The organism is Bradyrhizobium sp. CCBAU 11434 (assembly GCF_028128895.1).
Taxonomy (GTDB): Bacteria; Pseudomonadota; Alphaproteobacteria; order Rhizobiales; family Xanthobacteraceae; genus Bradyrhizobium; species Bradyrhizobium zhengyangense.
Genome location: NZ_LBJX01000004.1, coordinates 1 through 14,636, shown reverse-complemented (window position 1 = coordinate 14,636; position 14,636 = coordinate 1). Strand labels below are relative to the sequence as shown.

Genomic DNA, 14,636 nt, shown 5'->3' with positions numbered 1-14,636 from the left:
AGCATGCCATGAGAGGTGCGGACAAGGTGATCTGCCAGGCAGCTGCCGTGTTGCTGCTGCTTTCGATTTCGAGCGCGCCGGCGAAGGCGCAATTCCTCGGCGGCGGAGGTGCCGGAGGGCAGGACATGATGACCCAGATGGCGCCGATGCTGGAGATGATGAAGGCGAAGATGGGCAAGCGCCGCTTCGCCATGCTGATGCAGACCATGGGCCCGATGATGAGCCGCATGATGGAGAACGGTGGCGGCGGGTTCGGCGGCATGATGGGCGGCGGCATGGGCGGCCTCGCCGGCGGCAATCTCGGCGGCGGGTTCGGCGCACCCAATTACGGCGCCGGTTATGCGCCGATGGGCGGAGGCACAGTCCCGATGGGAATGGGCGGCATGGGCGGCGGCGATATCATGGGCATGCTCGGCGGCGCCGGCGGCGGCGACATGATGGCGATGATCCCGCAGATCATGCGGCTCGCCAATCTCGGCGGTGGCGGCCATCGCCGCCACAAGCATCGCTAGTCGGCGGCCGAGAGCGCCGGACGGACCGACGGTTTCGCTTGGCGCGGCCCCCAGCGCGTCAGCACCACGCTGGAGCATGAGAGCACGCCGAGCACGACCATCGAGCTCGCGGCGAGCCAGAAGAAGCTTTGTGCGGTGGCGTCGTGCGTCGACAACCACCAGCCGCAGGCAGAGATGTAGATCAGCCGCGCCGTCTGCGCCAGCACCGGGCCGATCACCTTGGCTGCACCTTGCGAGGAGAAGTACATCGTCGAGGCGAGGCCGATGAAGGCGTAGAACGGCGCCACCGTCGACAGATATTGATGGCTGGTCGCGCGCACCGTGGCACTATCCGTGAAGATATTGACCCAGAGATCGGGGAACATCGCGACGAGGCAGGCCGGCGTGCCTACGGCAACGAAAGCGCTGGCGCCTGCGGTCCAGGCGATGCGCCGCGCGCGGGCGATCCGGCCGGCGCCGACCGCCATGCCGATCATCGGTACCGAAGCGATGCCGAACGAGAACGCGATCGAGGTCAGTAGGAATTCGAGCCGCGCGCCGATGCCATAACCGGCAAGGATCGCGGTGCCGAACTTGGCCAGCATGTGGGTGAAGATCGAGATCGTCAGCACCGATTGCAGCGGCGAGAAGCAGGCGATGGCACCGACCTTCAGGATGTCGAAGAACATCACCCATTGGATGTGCAGGCCGCGGAGTTTTGGAACGACGCGGGCGCGGCCGGAAAAGAGATACCAGCCCATCACGCAGATGTTCATGGAATAGGCGATCAGCGCGCCGGCGGCGACGCCGCGCATGCCGAGTTGCGGAAATGGCCCGAGCCCGAGGCCCAGCGTGCCGCCGAGCACGATCTGCCAGACGGCCGAGTTGAGGATGAGAAGCGACGGCAGCCGCATATTGCCGGTGCCGCGCAGCACGCCCGCCATGGTATTGAGCGTCCAGGGCAGCACGGCACCGCCGAAGAACACCTGGGTATAGGCGATCGCATGCGTCAGCACAGTGCCGCGGCCGCCGAGCATCTCGAGCACCTTGGGTCCGAAGATCAGCATGCCGAGCATAAAAACAAGGCCGAAGGTGATGCCGATCAGCAGTGCGTGCGCGGCGAGCGTCCCGGCGCGTTCGCGGTCGCCGGCGCCGAGCGCACGTGCGATGGCGGAGGCGACCGCACCGCCCATGGCACCGCCCGACATTGTCATGGTCAGGATCACTGTCGGAAATACCAGCGCCATCGCGGCCAGCGCTTCCACCCCGAGACGACCGATATAGGAGGTCTCCGCGATCACCACGCAGGTGCCCGCCGAGAGCGCAACCACGTTCGGCCAGGCGAGCCCCAGCAGCGTGCGCAGGATTGGCCCGTCGGTCAGCGCGCTCCGTACGGGGCGCGCGGGCGGCGGTAGCGGACGTTCCTGCTCATCGACCGGGATCTCGGCGACCTCAGTCATTTCCTCTCCCGGACAAATGCGCCATTTGCGGCGTGGCAATGCTTAGGTGCATCAATCAATTTGCTCGCGCGTAAGGCGCGACGAGCACTTGTTAGCACGCTGGTTACCGATTCCTCCTGCGTTAGGTGCAGGCGTGCCCTGCGGCAGCGCATTTCAGCCGGTGGAATTAACCGACCGTCCAAGCCAGCGGCGCGCGGCGGCCTGTCGTTGGGCGAAGGTGTACGTCGATGTGCCGGCCGCATCCGGCGGCGAGTCCCTCGAACATTCCCTCCAGCAACTTGGTGCACGCGCCGTGATAATCGGCGACGTCGTCCATCAGCTTCCAGCTCTGCTGACGGATTTCGAACGTGCCTTCGGATTGCGTGGTCTCGGCCGCGTCATCCTGCGCGGCGAACAGTGCGCCGAGGAAGGACGCGAACTCGCTCGCGCCGCCGCTGCGCATCGCCAGCGGCTCCGCGATCTCATCGAAGAACTGCATGCCGATCAGCTTGCCCGTGATGTGCAGGAGATAGCCGGCATCTTCCGGGCCGAACAGCTGCACCATCACCGGCGCGGCCGTACGGACATATTCCATGGCATAGTTGCGATAGGCCTTTTCCAGCCGCGGCTTCGGCCAACTCGCGACAGGCAGCGCCGGCGCGGCCTTGGCGTCGAACAGCGGCGCTTCGAGATGCCGCGCGTAGACCAGGCGCTGGTCCGGTTCGAGCGGATGGTCGTACTGGTGATAATAACCCTCGAGGCCGTCCTGGCCGTCGACGCTCTGCTTGGTACAGACGAAGCCGAGCCTGAGATCACCGAGCACGACGCCGTTGTTGGCGTGCCAGCCGCGCAGCATCGCGCGGCTAACCTCGCCGGGTACGCCGCAGATCGCCGGGCCCTTCCAGATCCAGCGCGGCGGCGGATAGCGGATCCAGGCTTTGGTGTCGCTCTCGTACATGTATTCGACGTGCACGCCGCCGATCCAGTTGGAGAGATAATGATATTGCGCCGCCGCCACCGCCGGCGGCAGGTGATCGATCCCGAGCTTCCTAAGCCCCGGCAGAAAGCGCTCCTGCTGCTGGCGGCGGAACACGCGGAAGACGAATTCGGCGGCATCGGCCGTGCCGCGCCGGGTGACCACGGTGAGGATCAGACCGGTGAAGTAAGCATGGTAGAGATCGGCCACCGCGCGCCAGCGTTTCCATTGCGCTTCCTGCGCTGTATCTGCTGCGGTCATGTTCACTCCCGATCGTTGTTTTGATCGAGTGTGTCACTGTGCCGGATGACAGGCAACATGATGCGCGCAAGAGGCCCTGCACGACATCAGGTCAATTCCGCATCACGAAGTTTGCGATGCCTTAGCCGCCCGCTCCCGCTCGACGCGCTCGGTGACGTCGCGCGCCATTGCGACCGATCCTTGCACGTTGCCGCCGGCGTCACGCACCAATGCGAAAGTCATTTCGATATAGAGCTTGCGTTCGCTCTTGTGCAGCGCGCGAGTCAGCGTCGGCCGGCCCGCAAGCTTCATCGCGCCGCTCGCAAGCGCGGCTTCAAAACCTTTCCAGTGCGCAGCGCGTAAATGTTCGGGAATGATCAGATCGAGATTCTGGCCGAGCGCGTCTTCTGCGGTGAAGCCGAACAGCGCGGTGGATGCATGATTCCAGCGCGTGATGGTGCCGGAGCGATCGGCATAGATCACCGCGTCGGCGGCGTCGTTGAGGATATTTGCGTCGAGTTGGGATGGATCGGTCATGGCGAGATCTCGTTGGATTTTGCACATCCTGGCACACATTCGATGTCATCGCCCGACCTGAACACCTGATCGGGCGATCCAGTACTCCGAGACAGCGGTGATCAAATCGACAGGCCGCGGCGTACTGGATTCCCCGCTTGCCGCCTACGCTAAAGCTTCGGCGCTCCTGGACCTCAACCTCGGCGAAGCCTTAGCGTAGCCGGTTCGCAGGGAATGACAGCGGAGGACGAAGATACAGCTACACCCGGAAATGCTTGCTCAGCTTCAGGCCCTGCGCCTGATAGTTGGAGCCGATGCGCTGGCCGTACATCGCGTCGGGGCGAGCCAGCATCTTCTCGTAGACCAGGCGGCCGACGATCTGGCCGTGCTCGAGAATGAACGGCACTTCGCGCGAGCGCACTTCCAGCACGGCGCGCGCGCCTTGCCCGCCGGCGCCGGCATAGCCGAATCCGGGATCGAAGAAGCCGGCATAGTGCACGCGGAATTCGCCGACGAGCGGATCGAACGGCACCATCTCCGCGGCGTAGTCGGGCGGGACCTGCACGGCCTCTTTCGACGCGAGGATATAAAACTCGCCGGGATCCAGGATCAGGCTGCCATCAGGACGGGCCGAGATCGGCTCCCAAAAATCTTCCACCGCATAGCCGGAGCGGCGATCGACATCGACGACGCCGGTGTGGCGCTTGGCGCGATAGCCGACGAAGCCACTGCCCTTCTCGCCCGAGAGATCGACCGAGACGGCAACGCCGCCGGTGAGATCGGCATCGTCGATGTCGACGAGGCGCTCGGTGGCATGCAAAGTTTCGAGCGCGTCGGCATTGAGGATGGCATCGCCGGTTCGGAAGCGCACCTGGGACAGGCGCGAGCCTTCGCGCACCAGCACGGGAAACGTCTTCGGGCTGATCTCGGCATAGAGCGGGCCGTGATAGCCGGCGCCGATCATGTCGAAACGACGCGTGCCGTCGGCGATCACGCGAGTGAAGACGTCGAGCCGGCCGGTCGAGCTTTTCGGGTTCGCGGCCGCGACGATCTCCGGCGGCAGCGCGAGGCTCTCCAGCAGCGGCACGATGTAGACGCAGTTGGTCTCGAGCACAGCGCCGTCGGCGAGGCTGAACTCGTGCAGCTTCAACCGGTCGATGCGCTCGGCGACGGTGGCGCCGGGACCGGGCAGGAAGCTCGCGCGCACGCGATAGGCGATGTCGCCGAGGCGCAAATCGAGGCTCGCCGGCTGGATCTGGCTTTCGACGAAATCATAGGCAGGCAGGATGAGGCCCGCTTCCGCCATCGCCGCGATCATGCGGTCGGGCAGGATACCATTGGCGTCGGCGGCAACCGTGAACGTCAACCGGGGGTCCTCATCAGGGGGCACGCACGCCCGGACTTGCGGGAAATACGAGCCTTTTACGGCTATCCGATGGACGCCTTGACGGAAAGGGCATTGCGGAATATGAGCATCACTTATCCCGTGGTGATTTGAGCCGGCCGGCTTGCAGCCACGTTAAATAAGTCGCTAAACAGGCCGGGGACCTCTGTGATCCCGGCCCGTGGAGATATCCAGGCCGGTTTTTTTGTGACCGTTTTCGACAAGACGGTCATATCGGAGGGTTCAATGTCGAAGTCGCCTGCCAGTTACCGCCCCGAAACCCGCCTGGTCCATTCCGGCACCCTGCGCTCGCAATATGGCGAGACGTCGGAGTCGCTGTTTTTGACCCAGGGCTATGTCTACAACAGCGCCGAGGAGTGCGAGGCGCGGTTCAAGGGCGAAGATCCCGGCTTCATCTATTCGCGCTATTCGAACCCGACGATCGCGATGTTCGAGCGCCGCATGATCGAGCTCGAAGGCGCTGAAGCGGCGCGCTCGGCGGCGACAGGCATGGCCGCGGTGACGACGGCGATCCTCGCGCCGCTCAAGGCCGGCGATCATGTCGTGGCATCGCGCGCGCTGTTCGGCTCGTGTCTCTACGTCATTCAGGATCTGTTGCCGCGCTACGGCATCGAGACCACGCTGGTCGACGGCGCCAATCTCGACCAGTGGCAGCGCGCGGTGAAGCCGAACACCAAGACGTTCTTCCTGGAGAGCCCTACCAATCCGACGCTCGACGTGCTCGACATTCCCTCGATTGCCGAGATCGCTCACAAGGGCGGCGCGCGGCTCGTCGTCGACAACGTGTTCGCGACGCCGATCTGGCAGAGCCCGCTCGCGCTCGGCGCCGACGTCGTCGTCTATTCCGCGACCAAGCACATCGACGGCCAGGGCCGGTGTCTGGGCGGCATCATCCTGTCCTCGGAAGCCTTCATCGCCGAGCACATCCACAATTTCATGCGCCAGACTGGCCCGTCGATCTCGCCGTTCAACGCCTGGGTTCTGCTCAAGGGCCTGGAGACACTCGCCGTGCGCGTGCGCGCACAGACCGAGACCGCGGCGCGCGTGGCCGACGTGCTGGCAAGCCATCCGAAGATTTCGCGGCTGGTCTATCCCGGCCGCGAGGATCATCCGCAGGCGGCGCTGGTGAAGAAGCAGATGCGCGGCGGCTCGACGCTGGTGGGCTTCGAGGTCAAGGGCGGCAAGGCGGCAGCGTTCCGCGTGCTCAACGAGCTGAAGCTCGCAAAGATCTCGAACAATCTCGGCGACGCCAAGAGCCTCGTCACGCATCCGGCGACGACGACGCATCAACGGCTGAAGCCCGAGGATCGCGCCGCGCTCGGCATCAGCGAGGGATTCATCCGCTTCTCGGCCGGGCTCGAGCATGCGGACGATCTGATCGAGGATCTGACTGCGGCGCTGGAGAAGGCGTGAGGTGAGCGCGGAATCGTAGGGTGGGTTAGCCCTGCAGATGCGCGAAGCGCATCTGCTCGGCTTAACCCACCACTTCTGTCGCCGCGGAAACTAAAGAGGTGGGTTACGGCTTCGCCTAACCCACCCTACGGCACCGTCGCCTACATCGGCCGATAGGTCCGCACGTCCGCGGGCACGTTCACGCCGAGCTTGAGCTGGCCGACCGAGTGGATGATGTCGTCGCCGAGCAGCTGGGCGAAGCAGGCATAGCCCCAATCGTTCATGTGCAGGCCATCGGCGATCACAAAACTCTCGACCGGAAGGGCCTGCTTCTCGTGCCAGTCGCGCATCACCTCGAAGCGCGGGAAGATGCCGACGTGACGAAGCTCGGCGACCTTGCCGAGCAGCTTCACCATCTTGCCTGCGCTTTCGGGACGCTCGGTGACGCGCGGCGAATATTGCGGATCGACCAGCACGACGTCGGCATCGCCGGCCGCCTGGATGCGGGTGATACCGTCCTCGACCATTTTGGCGGTGTCGCCGGGATCGAGATTGCGCAGCACGGCGTTGGTGCCGACCTGCCAGATCACGAGATCCGGATGCACATCGATCACCTCCTTCTGGAGGCGCTTCATCATCTCGGGCGCATCCTCGCCACCGACGCCGGCATTGATGACGGTGATGTTAGCGGTCGGATATTGCCGGCGCAGCTGCGCGGCGAGGCGGTTCGGATAGTTGAAGTCGGGCGAGCTCGCGCCATAGCCTGCGGTCGAGGACGAGCCGAACGCGACGATCACGACGGGCTGGCCGGCAATGAGCTTGTTCGCGACATGCGGCAGCGAGCCCATCGTCTTCGCGCCGCCCTTTGGCGGCAGGCACGGCACGCGGCTGAAAATATCGCCGGCGGATTTCGCGACCTGCTTCACCTTGTCGATGGCGCGCGAGGTGAGGCCGCGCTGATCGGTGGACTGCGGGGTCGTCGCAGCAACCGTGGTCTGGGACGGCGATGTGGGTGCGGGATTAGCAGCCTGCTGCGGCGCTGGAGTCGCCAGGGCGGCCTGAGCTTGAGCGGGTGCCTGCAGCACAGGCGTCAGCATCAGCAGCATTGCCGCTGCAGGCGCCGCCAAGCATGTCGACAGGCCAAAAGGGCGGAGAGAACTCATTAACGCTAGACCTCAATTTTGCTGCTGGGCCGAGCCCAGATGGGCCGCGTCGAGCACAAACTGCGCCAACGCCCGGCCAATGCAATCATGGACCTGCTTCGCCAGCTCAGGGCCGCGAGAGGGACTGAATAGGTCGAACTGACCCTGATCATTCCACTGCCGCATGATCGCGAAACGATCGAACAGCGGGACATCATGCTCCTGCGCCACAACCCGCATATTGTCGAGATAGGGCGGCGCCGAGATCATGGATTCGGTACGTGGGCTGTACTGCAAATTCATCAAGACGACGTCAGCCCCTGCATTTTGCAGCGCAGCGACCCCATCGGTCACGGCGCCGCGGAAATCATCGGGATCGATCGATCGGATAGCATCCACGGTCCCGGTCTGCCAGATGACCAAAGTAGGTGATTTTGCTTCCATCAGCTTAACGAAGGTTCCGGCGGCCTCCTCCGCCGTCTTCTTGCTCTGTATTTCTACGGATACGTGGACCGTCTCCGAAGGCGGCAGCTTCTCCTTCAAGATGGCTTGCATGCGCGCCGGGTAGGAGCTGTCCTCCGAAAACGGAATGGTGGTGGAGCGGCTGCCGACCACCAGAATCTCAAGCGGCTTGCCTGATGTCACGGCGTCGGCGACCTTGTGGAGCTGGCTCTCGGTGGCGAGCAGATAAGGCGGCAATTCGCAGGCAGCAGGGACCGCGGGCGCAGCATCGTCCGCGCGCGCCGAAGGCGCGGCAAGGTATCCGCACAGCAGGATCAGGCTCAGGAGAACCTTCGCCTTCATCAGCCCCCTCCCGCCAGATCGGCGTTGCCGACGGCGTTTTTGGTTTTTACACCGCTCTTGTCAGCTACGCGCTTGTACCACGAAATCACCCAGGCCATCGCCCACATGATCAGAATTCCGGAGAGGCTAATCAGCGCATGCATGGCAGGGCCGCTCGCGACCTCGGCCAGGATGAAATGGCCGGCAAAGGCCAGGAAGACGCCGAGACAGAATATCTCCAGCGAATGCTGGCCGCACACGATCAGCGGCCGTAACCACGGCGATTTCAGACCCGGCCATTCCCGCGGCAGAAAACGCACGGTGAGCGCGGCCAGCGCCAGGAAATGCGTGAAGCGCAGCACGTCGAGGTCAGTCTTGTCGATCGGATACATCCACTGCTCGATCAGCTTCGGCATGAAGTGCGAGAGCTGCGGGACATACCAGGTCAGCGTCACATAGAACGCCGCGGCGAGATAGGCGATCGAAATCCACATCGTCACGGGCGACGCCAGGATGCGCGACATGCGTCGCGCGCCTCCAAGCGCGCACCAGGCGCCGAACACGAACAGCAACTGCCAGGCAAAAGGATTGAAGGCCCAGAAGCCGTTCGGATAGGCGGAGAAGTAGAGGTCGAACTCCCAGGTCGCGGCGTAAAGCAGCGCCGAGAGCGCGAGCGTGACATCGGGCCGCCACTTCATCGACCACAGGATCAGCGGCAGCGCGAGCATCAGGACGATATAGAGCGGCAGCACGTCCATGTTGACGGGACGGAAGCGCAGCAGCAGCGCCTGCACGATGGTGACGTCGGGCTGCTTGAGAAAATCCATGATGCCCATCTCTTCGGTGTAGAGCGGGTTCTCGAAGCTGGTCGCGACGTAGGAGATTTCGGCGAGGAAGATCGTGAACAGGAAGACGTGGGCGACATAGATCTGCCAGACCCGGCGCAGAACCCGCGCGGTGGCGATGACGAAACCGTTCTCCAGCATCGCGCGGCCGTAGACGAAGGCTGCGGTGTAGCCGGAAATGAAGATGAAGATCTCGGTGGCGTCGCTGAAGCCGTAATTGCGGATCGTGAACCAGGTCAGGAGATTCGGCGGCAGATGGTCGATGAAGATCAGCCACAGCGCGAGGCCGCGGAACAGATCGAGCCTGAGCTCGCGCTCGCCGATGGCCGGCAGCGTGATGGCCGGCGCAGCAATGCGCGGCTTGGCGTCGACAGATTTGACCTCCGCAGGCTTGGCGCCAGCGGTTCCCGCGATCGTCGATCCCGTCACTTGATCGGCAATGGTCATTGGGGGCCAAAAACCCTTCCGCAAATCGCGACGTTTCAGGAGTGTACCGGTCCAGGCGCCGCCTCGCAAAGCGGCCGGATCACAATTCGGGTCTACTTCCTCGTGAATTCGGGCGGGACGATGTCGCCAGGACGGCCTGCGGCGTTTGGTTCCTGGAGGGGTTTTCGTTATGATGGCAACCATGTACCGCGCCGTGACCCGCCAGATCGAAGTGACCGTCGAGCCGAACTTTGTTCCGGAACAGTCCTCGGCCGACCGATCGCGGTATTTCTGGTCCTACACCATTGTGATCACCAATTCGGGCGACGAGACCGTGCAGCTCAAGACGCGGCACTGGATCATCACCGATGCCTCGGGCCGGCAGCAGGAGGTCAGGGGCGAAGGTGTCGTCGGCGAGCAGCCGACCCTCGCCCCCGGCGAGCGCTTCGAATACACCTCGGGCGTGCCGCTCTCCACCGCCTCCGGCTTCATGACCGGTCGCTATTTGATGGTCAGCGAAAGCGGCGAGCGCTTCGAGATCGACGTGCCGACGTTCTCGCTGGACAGCCCCGACAACAAGCGGGTGTTGAATTAGGGGCGGATGACGGTGCCGGAGGGTGGGCAAAGGCGCGCACGCTTCCGCCTTCGCTCGTCGAGCTACGGCGGACAAGTCGCTTTGCCCACCCTACGACTTCCCGCTTGTGGCGGGCAGCTCCCGTGCCTACGCGTCCTCGACGCCCGCTTCGTCCGGCGTGAACTCATACACCGAGCTGCAGAACTCGCAGGTCACGACGACCTTGTCGTCCTTGACCATCGCGGAGCGGTCGTCGGGCGAAAAACTCTTCAGCATCGACGCGACTGCGTTGCGCGAGCAGGAGCATTGCGCGCTCAGGACCAGCGGATTGAACACGCGCACGCCGCGCTCGTGGAAGAGACGATAGAGCAGCCGTTCGCCGGAGAGATCGGGATCGATCAGCTCGACATCCTCGACCGTCTCGATCAGCGAGCGCGCCTCAACCCAGGCGTCGTCTTCGGCGACGCTGTGAACCTCAAGGCCCTCGGGCGCATCGCCGGGATGCAGATCGGCCTGCCGCGCGCGCTCCGGCGCCTTCGGCAGGAACTGCATCAGCATGCCGCCAGCGCGCCAGCGGTGCTTGCCGCCGTCGCTCGAGCGCCATTCCTCGCCGACAGCAAGGCGCACGCGCGTCGGGATCTGCTCGGAGCGCAGGAAATATTCGTGGGCGGCGTCTTCCAGGCTGCCGCCGTCGAGCGCAACCAGGCCCTGGTAACGGCTCATGTCCGGCCCCTGGTCGATGGTCATGGCGAGATGACCGCGGCCGAGCAGCGTGCCGGAGTCCCTGGCATCACCGAGGCGTTCGGCATCGAAGCGCGCATAGGCGCGCAAGCGATCGGGCGCCTGATAGTCGACCACCAGGAACGACACCGGCCCGTCAGTCTGGGCCTGCAGGATGAAGCGGCCCTCGAATTTCAGCGCCGAGCCGAGCAGCGTCGTCAGCACGATGGCTTCGCCGAGCAACTTGCCGACCGGTGCGGGATAATCGTGCTTGGTCAGGATCTCGTCGAGTGCGGGGCCAAGCCGCACCAGACGGCCGCGCACATCGAGCGCATCGACCTCGTAAGGCAGCACGGCGTCATCGACGGGAACTGCGGAAGGCGCGCGAACCGGGCCTTCGGGCCTGGTTTTCATGTCAGGGGATTGGGAAACCATGGCGCTTTATCTGGGGTCGAGGGCAGGAAATGGAAGGGGGTGTGAGCAGCGGCACTCTCAAACTCGGTGTCGTCCCGGACAAGCGCAAGCGTAGAGCCGGGACGACAGCGGTGTTTGTGGCCGGCGCGACGCCAACCACCCGCTACTTCACCGCGTCGAAGCACCAGGCCAAAATACCCTTCTGCGCGTGCAGGCGATTTTCGGCCTCGTCGAACACGACCGATTGCGGACCGTCGATCACCTCGTCGGTGACCTCCTCGCCGCGATGGGCGGGCAAGCAGTGCATGAACAGCGCATCGGGCTTGGCCAGCGACATCAGCTTGGAATTGACCTGGTACGGCTTGAGCACGTTGTGACGGTGCTCGCCTTCCTTGTCGCCCATCGACACCCAGGTGTCGGTGACGACGCAATCGGCGCCCTTCACCGCGGCCTCGGGATCGGTGCCGAGCACGATCGGCGCATTGGTCGCCTTGATCCAGTCGCGCATCACCTTCTTCGGGGCAAGCTCCGGCGGCGTTGCGACATTGAGCTTGAACTTGAAGCGCTCGGCGGCATGCGCCCAGGACGCCAGCACGTTGTTGTCGTCCCCGGTCCAGGCCACGGTCCGGCCTTCGATCGGGCCGCGGTGCTCCTCATAGGTCATGAGGTCGGCCATCACCTGGCAGGGATGCGAGCGCCGCGTCAGGCCGTTGATCACGGGTACGGTCGCGTAGGCCGCGAGCTCCAGCAACGCCTCGTGGTTGAGGATGCGGATCATGATGGCATCGACATAGCGCGACAGCACGCGCGCGGTGTCGGCAATGGTCTCGCCGCGGCCGAGCTGCATCTCGGCACCGGTGAGCATGATGGGCTCGCCACCGAGCTGGCGCATGGCGACGTCGAACGAGACGCGCGTGCGGGTCGAGGGGCGCTCGAAGATCATCGCCAGCGTCTTGCCCTCGAGCGGACGCACCGGCTGATGCGCCTTCTGCTTCGCCTTCATGGCGGAGGAGGCCGCGAGCATGCTCTTGAGCTCCGACAGCGGCAGCTCATTGATATCGAGGAAGTGCTTGGGTGCCTTGCTCATCAGCTTGCCGCCCGCTTGTTGCCCGACAGCGCCGTGCAGGCGCGTTCGAGCCTGATGATGCTGTCCTCGATCTCGGCTTCGGTGACGATCAAGGGCGGCAGGAAGCGCACGACATTATCGCCGGCGCCGACGGTGAGCAGCTTCTCGTTGCGCAGCGCAGCGACCAGATCACCTGATGGCACCACGGCCTTGATGCCGATCAAGAGCCCCTCGCCGCGAATTTCGCTGACGATATCGGGGTGACGGTCGATCACGGAGGCGAGCTTCTGCTTGAGCAGCAGCGACATCTTCTGCACGTGGTCGAAGAAGCCGGGCTTGAGCATGACGTCGAGCACGGCGTTCGCGGCGGCGATCGCCAGCGGATTGCCGCCGAAGGTCGAGCCGTGCGAGCCGGGGCCCATGCCGGCGGCCGCATCCGCGGTCGCCAGGATCGCACCGATCGGGAAGCCGCCGCCGAGCGCTTTCGCCAGCGACATCACATCAGGCGTGACGCCGGTGCGGCGATGGGCAAAGAGCTCGCCAGTGCGGCCCATGCCGGTCTGCACCTCGTCGAACGCAAGCAGCAGGCCTTTCTCGTCGCAGAGCTGACGCAACGCCTTGAGGAAGGTGGGGGTCGCCGGACGTACGCCGCCCTCACCCTGGATCGGCTCGATCAGGATGCCGGCGGTGTGCGGGCCGATCGCCTTCTTCACGGCCTCGATGTCGCCATGCGGGATCTGGTCGAAGCCGTCCATCGGCGGACCGAAGCCTTCGAGATATTTTGCCGAGCCGGTCGCGGCCAGCGTCGCCAGCGTGCGACCGTGGAAGGCGCCTTCGAAGGTGATGATGCGGTAACGCTCGGGATGGCCCTTGGAGAAGTGATGATGGCGGACCAGCTTGATCACGCCCTCCAGCGCCTCGGCGCCGGAATTGCAGAAGAACACGAAGTCCGCAAAGCTCTCGTTGCAGAGGCGCGCAGCGAGCTTCTCACCGTCAGGACTCTGGAACAGGTTCGACATGTGCCAGAGCCTCGTCGCCTGCTCCTGCAGCGCCTTGACCAGCGCGGGATGGGCATGGCCGAGCGCATTCACGGCAACGCCCGAGGTGAAATCGAGATAGCGGTCGCCATTGGTTGCGATCAACCAGACGCCTTCACCGCGCTCGAAACCGATGTCGGCCCTGGCGAAAACGGGGAGCAAATGCGGCGCTGCGCTGTTGGTCATGACGGTCTCTTTGGTGGTCACTCAGGGTGTTTCGGACGGCCTGAACGCGCCTTGCGCAGCGCGTCATTTAGCCCGGAAAACGAAACGTGCCGCCTTTTAAGGGCGGCACGCGCAACTATCTTATGCTTGGCACCACGGGTGTCAATGCCGCCCGGAAAGCCCCAGGAAACGCTGATTCCGTAGTCTTGCGGTGCTAAATTTACGGGATTTTCGCCACGGAACATGTGGAAGCGAGTCGGCGGACTCTTGCGCGTGAGTCACGCCATATTGTAGCGTTTGGCTTGTCAGATACGACATCTCGTGCAGCGGTTCTGATCCCTTAAGTCCTCATGTACCGGCGTAAACGTTCGGGCGCATCTGGTGCGCCCGGCGAGCCTTAAGGGATTCTGGCGGCACGGGTTTTTCGAAGCTTAGGCATTCGTCGTGAGGCCCCAGGATGGCTGGCGCCGGCGAAGGAAAGGGTGCAATGACGGTTTTGACCTGGTCAGATGATCGCGTCGAGCAGCTGAAAAAGCTCTGGGAGGCCGGACTTTCGGCCAGCCAGATCGCCGCTGAGCTTGGTAACGTGACCCGCAACGCCGTGATCGGCAAGGTGCACAGGCTCGGCCTGTCCGGCCGCGCCAAGAGCCCCTCGTCAGCAGCTCCCCGGCCGCGCAAGGCGCGTCCAGCGCAGCACATGATGCGGGTGAGCCGCCCCATCGCACGCGGCAACACCGCGCTGGCGCAGGCCTTCGAGGTCGAGGTCGAGGCCGAGCCTGTTACCTACGACAACGTGGTGCCGATGAGCCAGCGGCTCTCGCTGCTCGAATTGAACGAAGCCACCTGCCACTGGCCGGTCGGCGATCCCTCGAGCCCGGATTTCTTCTTCTGCGGCGGCAAGGCGCTCTCCGGCCTGCCCTACTGCGCCCAGCACTCGCGGGTGGCCTATCAACCGGCGGCCGATCGCCGTCGTGCGCCGGCCAAGCCGAGCACGCGCTGAGCCCA

Annotated in this window: 14 protein-coding genes and 1 riboswitch; of the genes, 4 read left to right on the top strand and 10 right to left on the bottom strand. The window is 64.4% G+C overall.

Annotated features, from left to right (window positions below; translation table 11 throughout):
• Positions 1-8 precede the first annotated feature (8 nt).
• Positions 9-512 (top strand): hypothetical protein, encoded by a 504-nt coding sequence (locus XI06_RS05785; RefSeq protein ID WP_271604806.1) that lies wholly within the window; start codon positions 9-11, stop codon positions 510-512.
• Here the strand turns inward: XI06_RS05785 and XI06_RS05780 are convergent.
• From XI06_RS05780 to XI06_RS05765, 4 genes are all read right to left on the bottom strand, one after another.
• Entirely contained in the window at positions 509-1,951 is a 1,443-nt protein-coding gene (locus XI06_RS05780; RefSeq protein WP_271604805.1) for an MATE family efflux transporter, read from the bottom strand. The two genes, XI06_RS05785 and XI06_RS05780, sit on opposite strands and share 4 nt — an antisense overlap.
• A 166-nt stretch (positions 1,952-2,117) precedes the next feature.
• The gene (locus tag XI06_RS05775) at positions 2,118-3,167 is read right to left on the bottom strand and encodes a hypothetical protein (RefSeq protein WP_271604804.1); all 1,050 of its coding nucleotides are present in this window, start codon (positions 3,165-3,167) and stop codon (positions 2,118-2,120) included.
• A gap of 102 nt (positions 3,168-3,269) precedes the next feature.
• Positions 3,270-3,683 (bottom strand): PAS domain-containing protein, encoded by a 414-nt coding sequence (locus tag XI06_RS05770; RefSeq protein WP_237864160.1) that lies wholly within the window; start codon positions 3,681-3,683, stop codon positions 3,270-3,272.
• Between the two features lie 238 nt (positions 3,684-3,921).
• Complete coding sequence (locus XI06_RS05765) at positions 3,922-5,028, bottom strand: 2'-deoxycytidine 5'-triphosphate deaminase (protein WP_237864161.1); 1,107 nt, start codon at positions 5,026-5,028, stop codon at positions 3,922-3,924.
• A 110-nt stretch (positions 5,029-5,138) separates the two neighbouring features.
• Positions 5,139-5,218: riboswitch (SAM riboswitch) on the top strand.
• Positions 5,219-5,292: 74 nt separating this feature from the next.
• On the opposite strand from XI06_RS05765, the gene XI06_RS05760 reads away from it, so the two are divergent.
• Positions 5,293-6,480, top strand: coding sequence for an O-succinylhomoserine sulfhydrylase (locus tag XI06_RS05760; RefSeq protein WP_271604803.1), 1,188 nt, complete (start codon positions 5,293-5,295; stop codon positions 6,478-6,480).
• Between the two features lie 140 nt (positions 6,481-6,620).
• Here the strand turns inward: XI06_RS05760 and XI06_RS05755 are convergent, their stop codons facing one another.
• Genes XI06_RS05755 through XI06_RS05745 form a run of 3 tightly spaced genes read right to left on the bottom strand, consistent with a single transcriptional unit; the run spans position 6,621 to position 9,676 of the window.
• Entirely contained in the window at positions 6,621-7,622 is a 1,002-nt protein-coding gene (locus XI06_RS05755; protein WP_271604802.1) for an SGNH/GDSL hydrolase family protein, read from the bottom strand.
• A gap of 12 nt (positions 7,623-7,634) precedes the next feature.
• Complete coding sequence (locus XI06_RS05750) at positions 7,635-8,405, bottom strand: SGNH/GDSL hydrolase family protein (protein ID WP_271604801.1); 771 nt, start codon at positions 8,403-8,405, stop codon at positions 7,635-7,637.
• A complete protein-coding gene (locus XI06_RS05745) occupies positions 8,405-9,676 on the bottom strand; it encodes an OpgC domain-containing protein (protein WP_237864165.1) in 1,272 nt (423 codons plus the stop codon). Before XI06_RS05745 ends, XI06_RS05750 begins: the two co-directional genes overlap by 1 nt.
• A 181-nt stretch (positions 9,677-9,857) precedes the next feature.
• Here XI06_RS05745 and apaG point away from each other — a divergent pair, with 181 nt between their 5' ends.
• On the top strand, positions 9,858-10,250 hold the full coding sequence (gene apaG / locus XI06_RS05740; RefSeq protein WP_237864368.1) for a Co2+/Mg2+ efflux protein ApaG: 393 nt from the start codon (positions 9,858-9,860) through the stop codon (positions 10,248-10,250).
• Positions 10,251-10,376: 126 nt separating this feature from the next.
• Here the strand turns inward: apaG and XI06_RS05735 are convergent, their stop codons facing one another.
• From XI06_RS05735 to XI06_RS05725, 3 genes are all read right to left on the bottom strand, one after another.
• Positions 10,377-11,384 carry an Hsp33 family molecular chaperone gene (locus XI06_RS05735; protein WP_237864166.1) on the bottom strand — a complete coding sequence of 336 codons (1,008 nt, stop codon included), beginning with the start codon at positions 11,382-11,384 and terminating at the stop codon, positions 10,377-10,379.
• Positions 11,385-11,526: 142 nt separating this feature from the next.
• Positions 11,527-12,450 (bottom strand): ornithine carbamoyltransferase, encoded by a 924-nt coding sequence (gene argF / locus XI06_RS05730; RefSeq protein WP_237864167.1) that lies wholly within the window; start codon positions 12,448-12,450, stop codon positions 11,527-11,529.
• Complete coding sequence (locus tag XI06_RS05725; protein WP_271604800.1) at positions 12,450-13,652, bottom strand: aspartate aminotransferase family protein; 1,203 nt, start codon at positions 13,650-13,652, stop codon at positions 12,450-12,452. The genes argF and XI06_RS05725 overlap by 1 nt, the downstream gene beginning before the upstream one ends.
• Before the next feature lie 466 nt (positions 13,653-14,118).
• Between XI06_RS05725 and XI06_RS05720 the strand changes: the two genes are divergently transcribed.
• The gene (locus tag XI06_RS05720; protein ID WP_237864169.1) at positions 14,119-14,631 is read left to right on the top strand and encodes a GcrA family cell cycle regulator; all 513 of its coding nucleotides are present in this window, start codon (positions 14,119-14,121) and stop codon (positions 14,629-14,631) included.
• The last annotated feature ends 5 nt before the right edge of the window (positions 14,632-14,636 follow it).

Bases quoted from the DNA above. Each gene is read 5' to 3' on its own strand.
- XI06_RS05785 (WP_271604806.1), top strand. From the start codon at position 9: ATGAGAGGTGCGGACAAGGTGATCTGCCAGGCAGCTGCCGTGTTGCTG.
- XI06_RS05770 (WP_237864160.1), bottom strand. From the start codon at position 3,683: ATGACCGATCCATCCCAACTCGACGCAAATATCCTCAACGACGCCGCC.
- XI06_RS05755 (WP_271604802.1), bottom strand. From the start codon at position 7,622: ATGAGTTCTCTCCGCCCTTTTGGCCTGTCGACATGCTTGGCGGCGCCT.
- XI06_RS05725 (WP_271604800.1), bottom strand. From the start codon at position 13,652: ATGACCAACAGCGCAGCGCCGCATTTGCTCCCCGTTTTCGCCAGGGCC.
- apaG (WP_237864368.1), top strand. From the start codon at position 9,858: ATGTACCGCGCCGTGACCCGCCAGATCGAAGTGACCGTCGAGCCGAAC.
- XI06_RS05720 (WP_237864169.1), top strand. From the start codon at position 14,119: ATGACGGTTTTGACCTGGTCAGATGATCGCGTCGAGCAGCTGAAAAAG.
- XI06_RS05735 (WP_237864166.1), bottom strand. From the start codon at position 11,384: ATGGTTTCCCAATCCCCTGACATGAAAACCAGGCCCGAAGGCCCGGTT.
- argF (WP_237864167.1), bottom strand. From the start codon at position 12,450: ATGAGCAAGGCACCCAAGCACTTCCTCGATATCAATGAGCTGCCGCTG.
- XI06_RS05780 (WP_271604805.1), bottom strand. From the start codon at position 1,951: ATGACTGAGGTCGCCGAGATCCCGGTCGATGAGCAGGAACGTCCGCTA.
- XI06_RS05760 (WP_271604803.1), top strand. From the start codon at position 5,293: ATGTCGAAGTCGCCTGCCAGTTACCGCCCCGAAACCCGCCTGGTCCAT.
- XI06_RS05745 (WP_237864165.1), bottom strand. From the start codon at position 9,676: ATGACCATTGCCGATCAAGTGACGGGATCGACGATCGCGGGAACCGCT.
- XI06_RS05750 (WP_271604801.1), bottom strand. From the start codon at position 8,405: ATGAAGGCGAAGGTTCTCCTGAGCCTGATCCTGCTGTGCGGATACCTT.
- XI06_RS05775 (WP_271604804.1), bottom strand. From the start codon at position 3,167: ATGACCGCAGCAGATACAGCGCAGGAAGCGCAATGGAAACGCTGGCGC.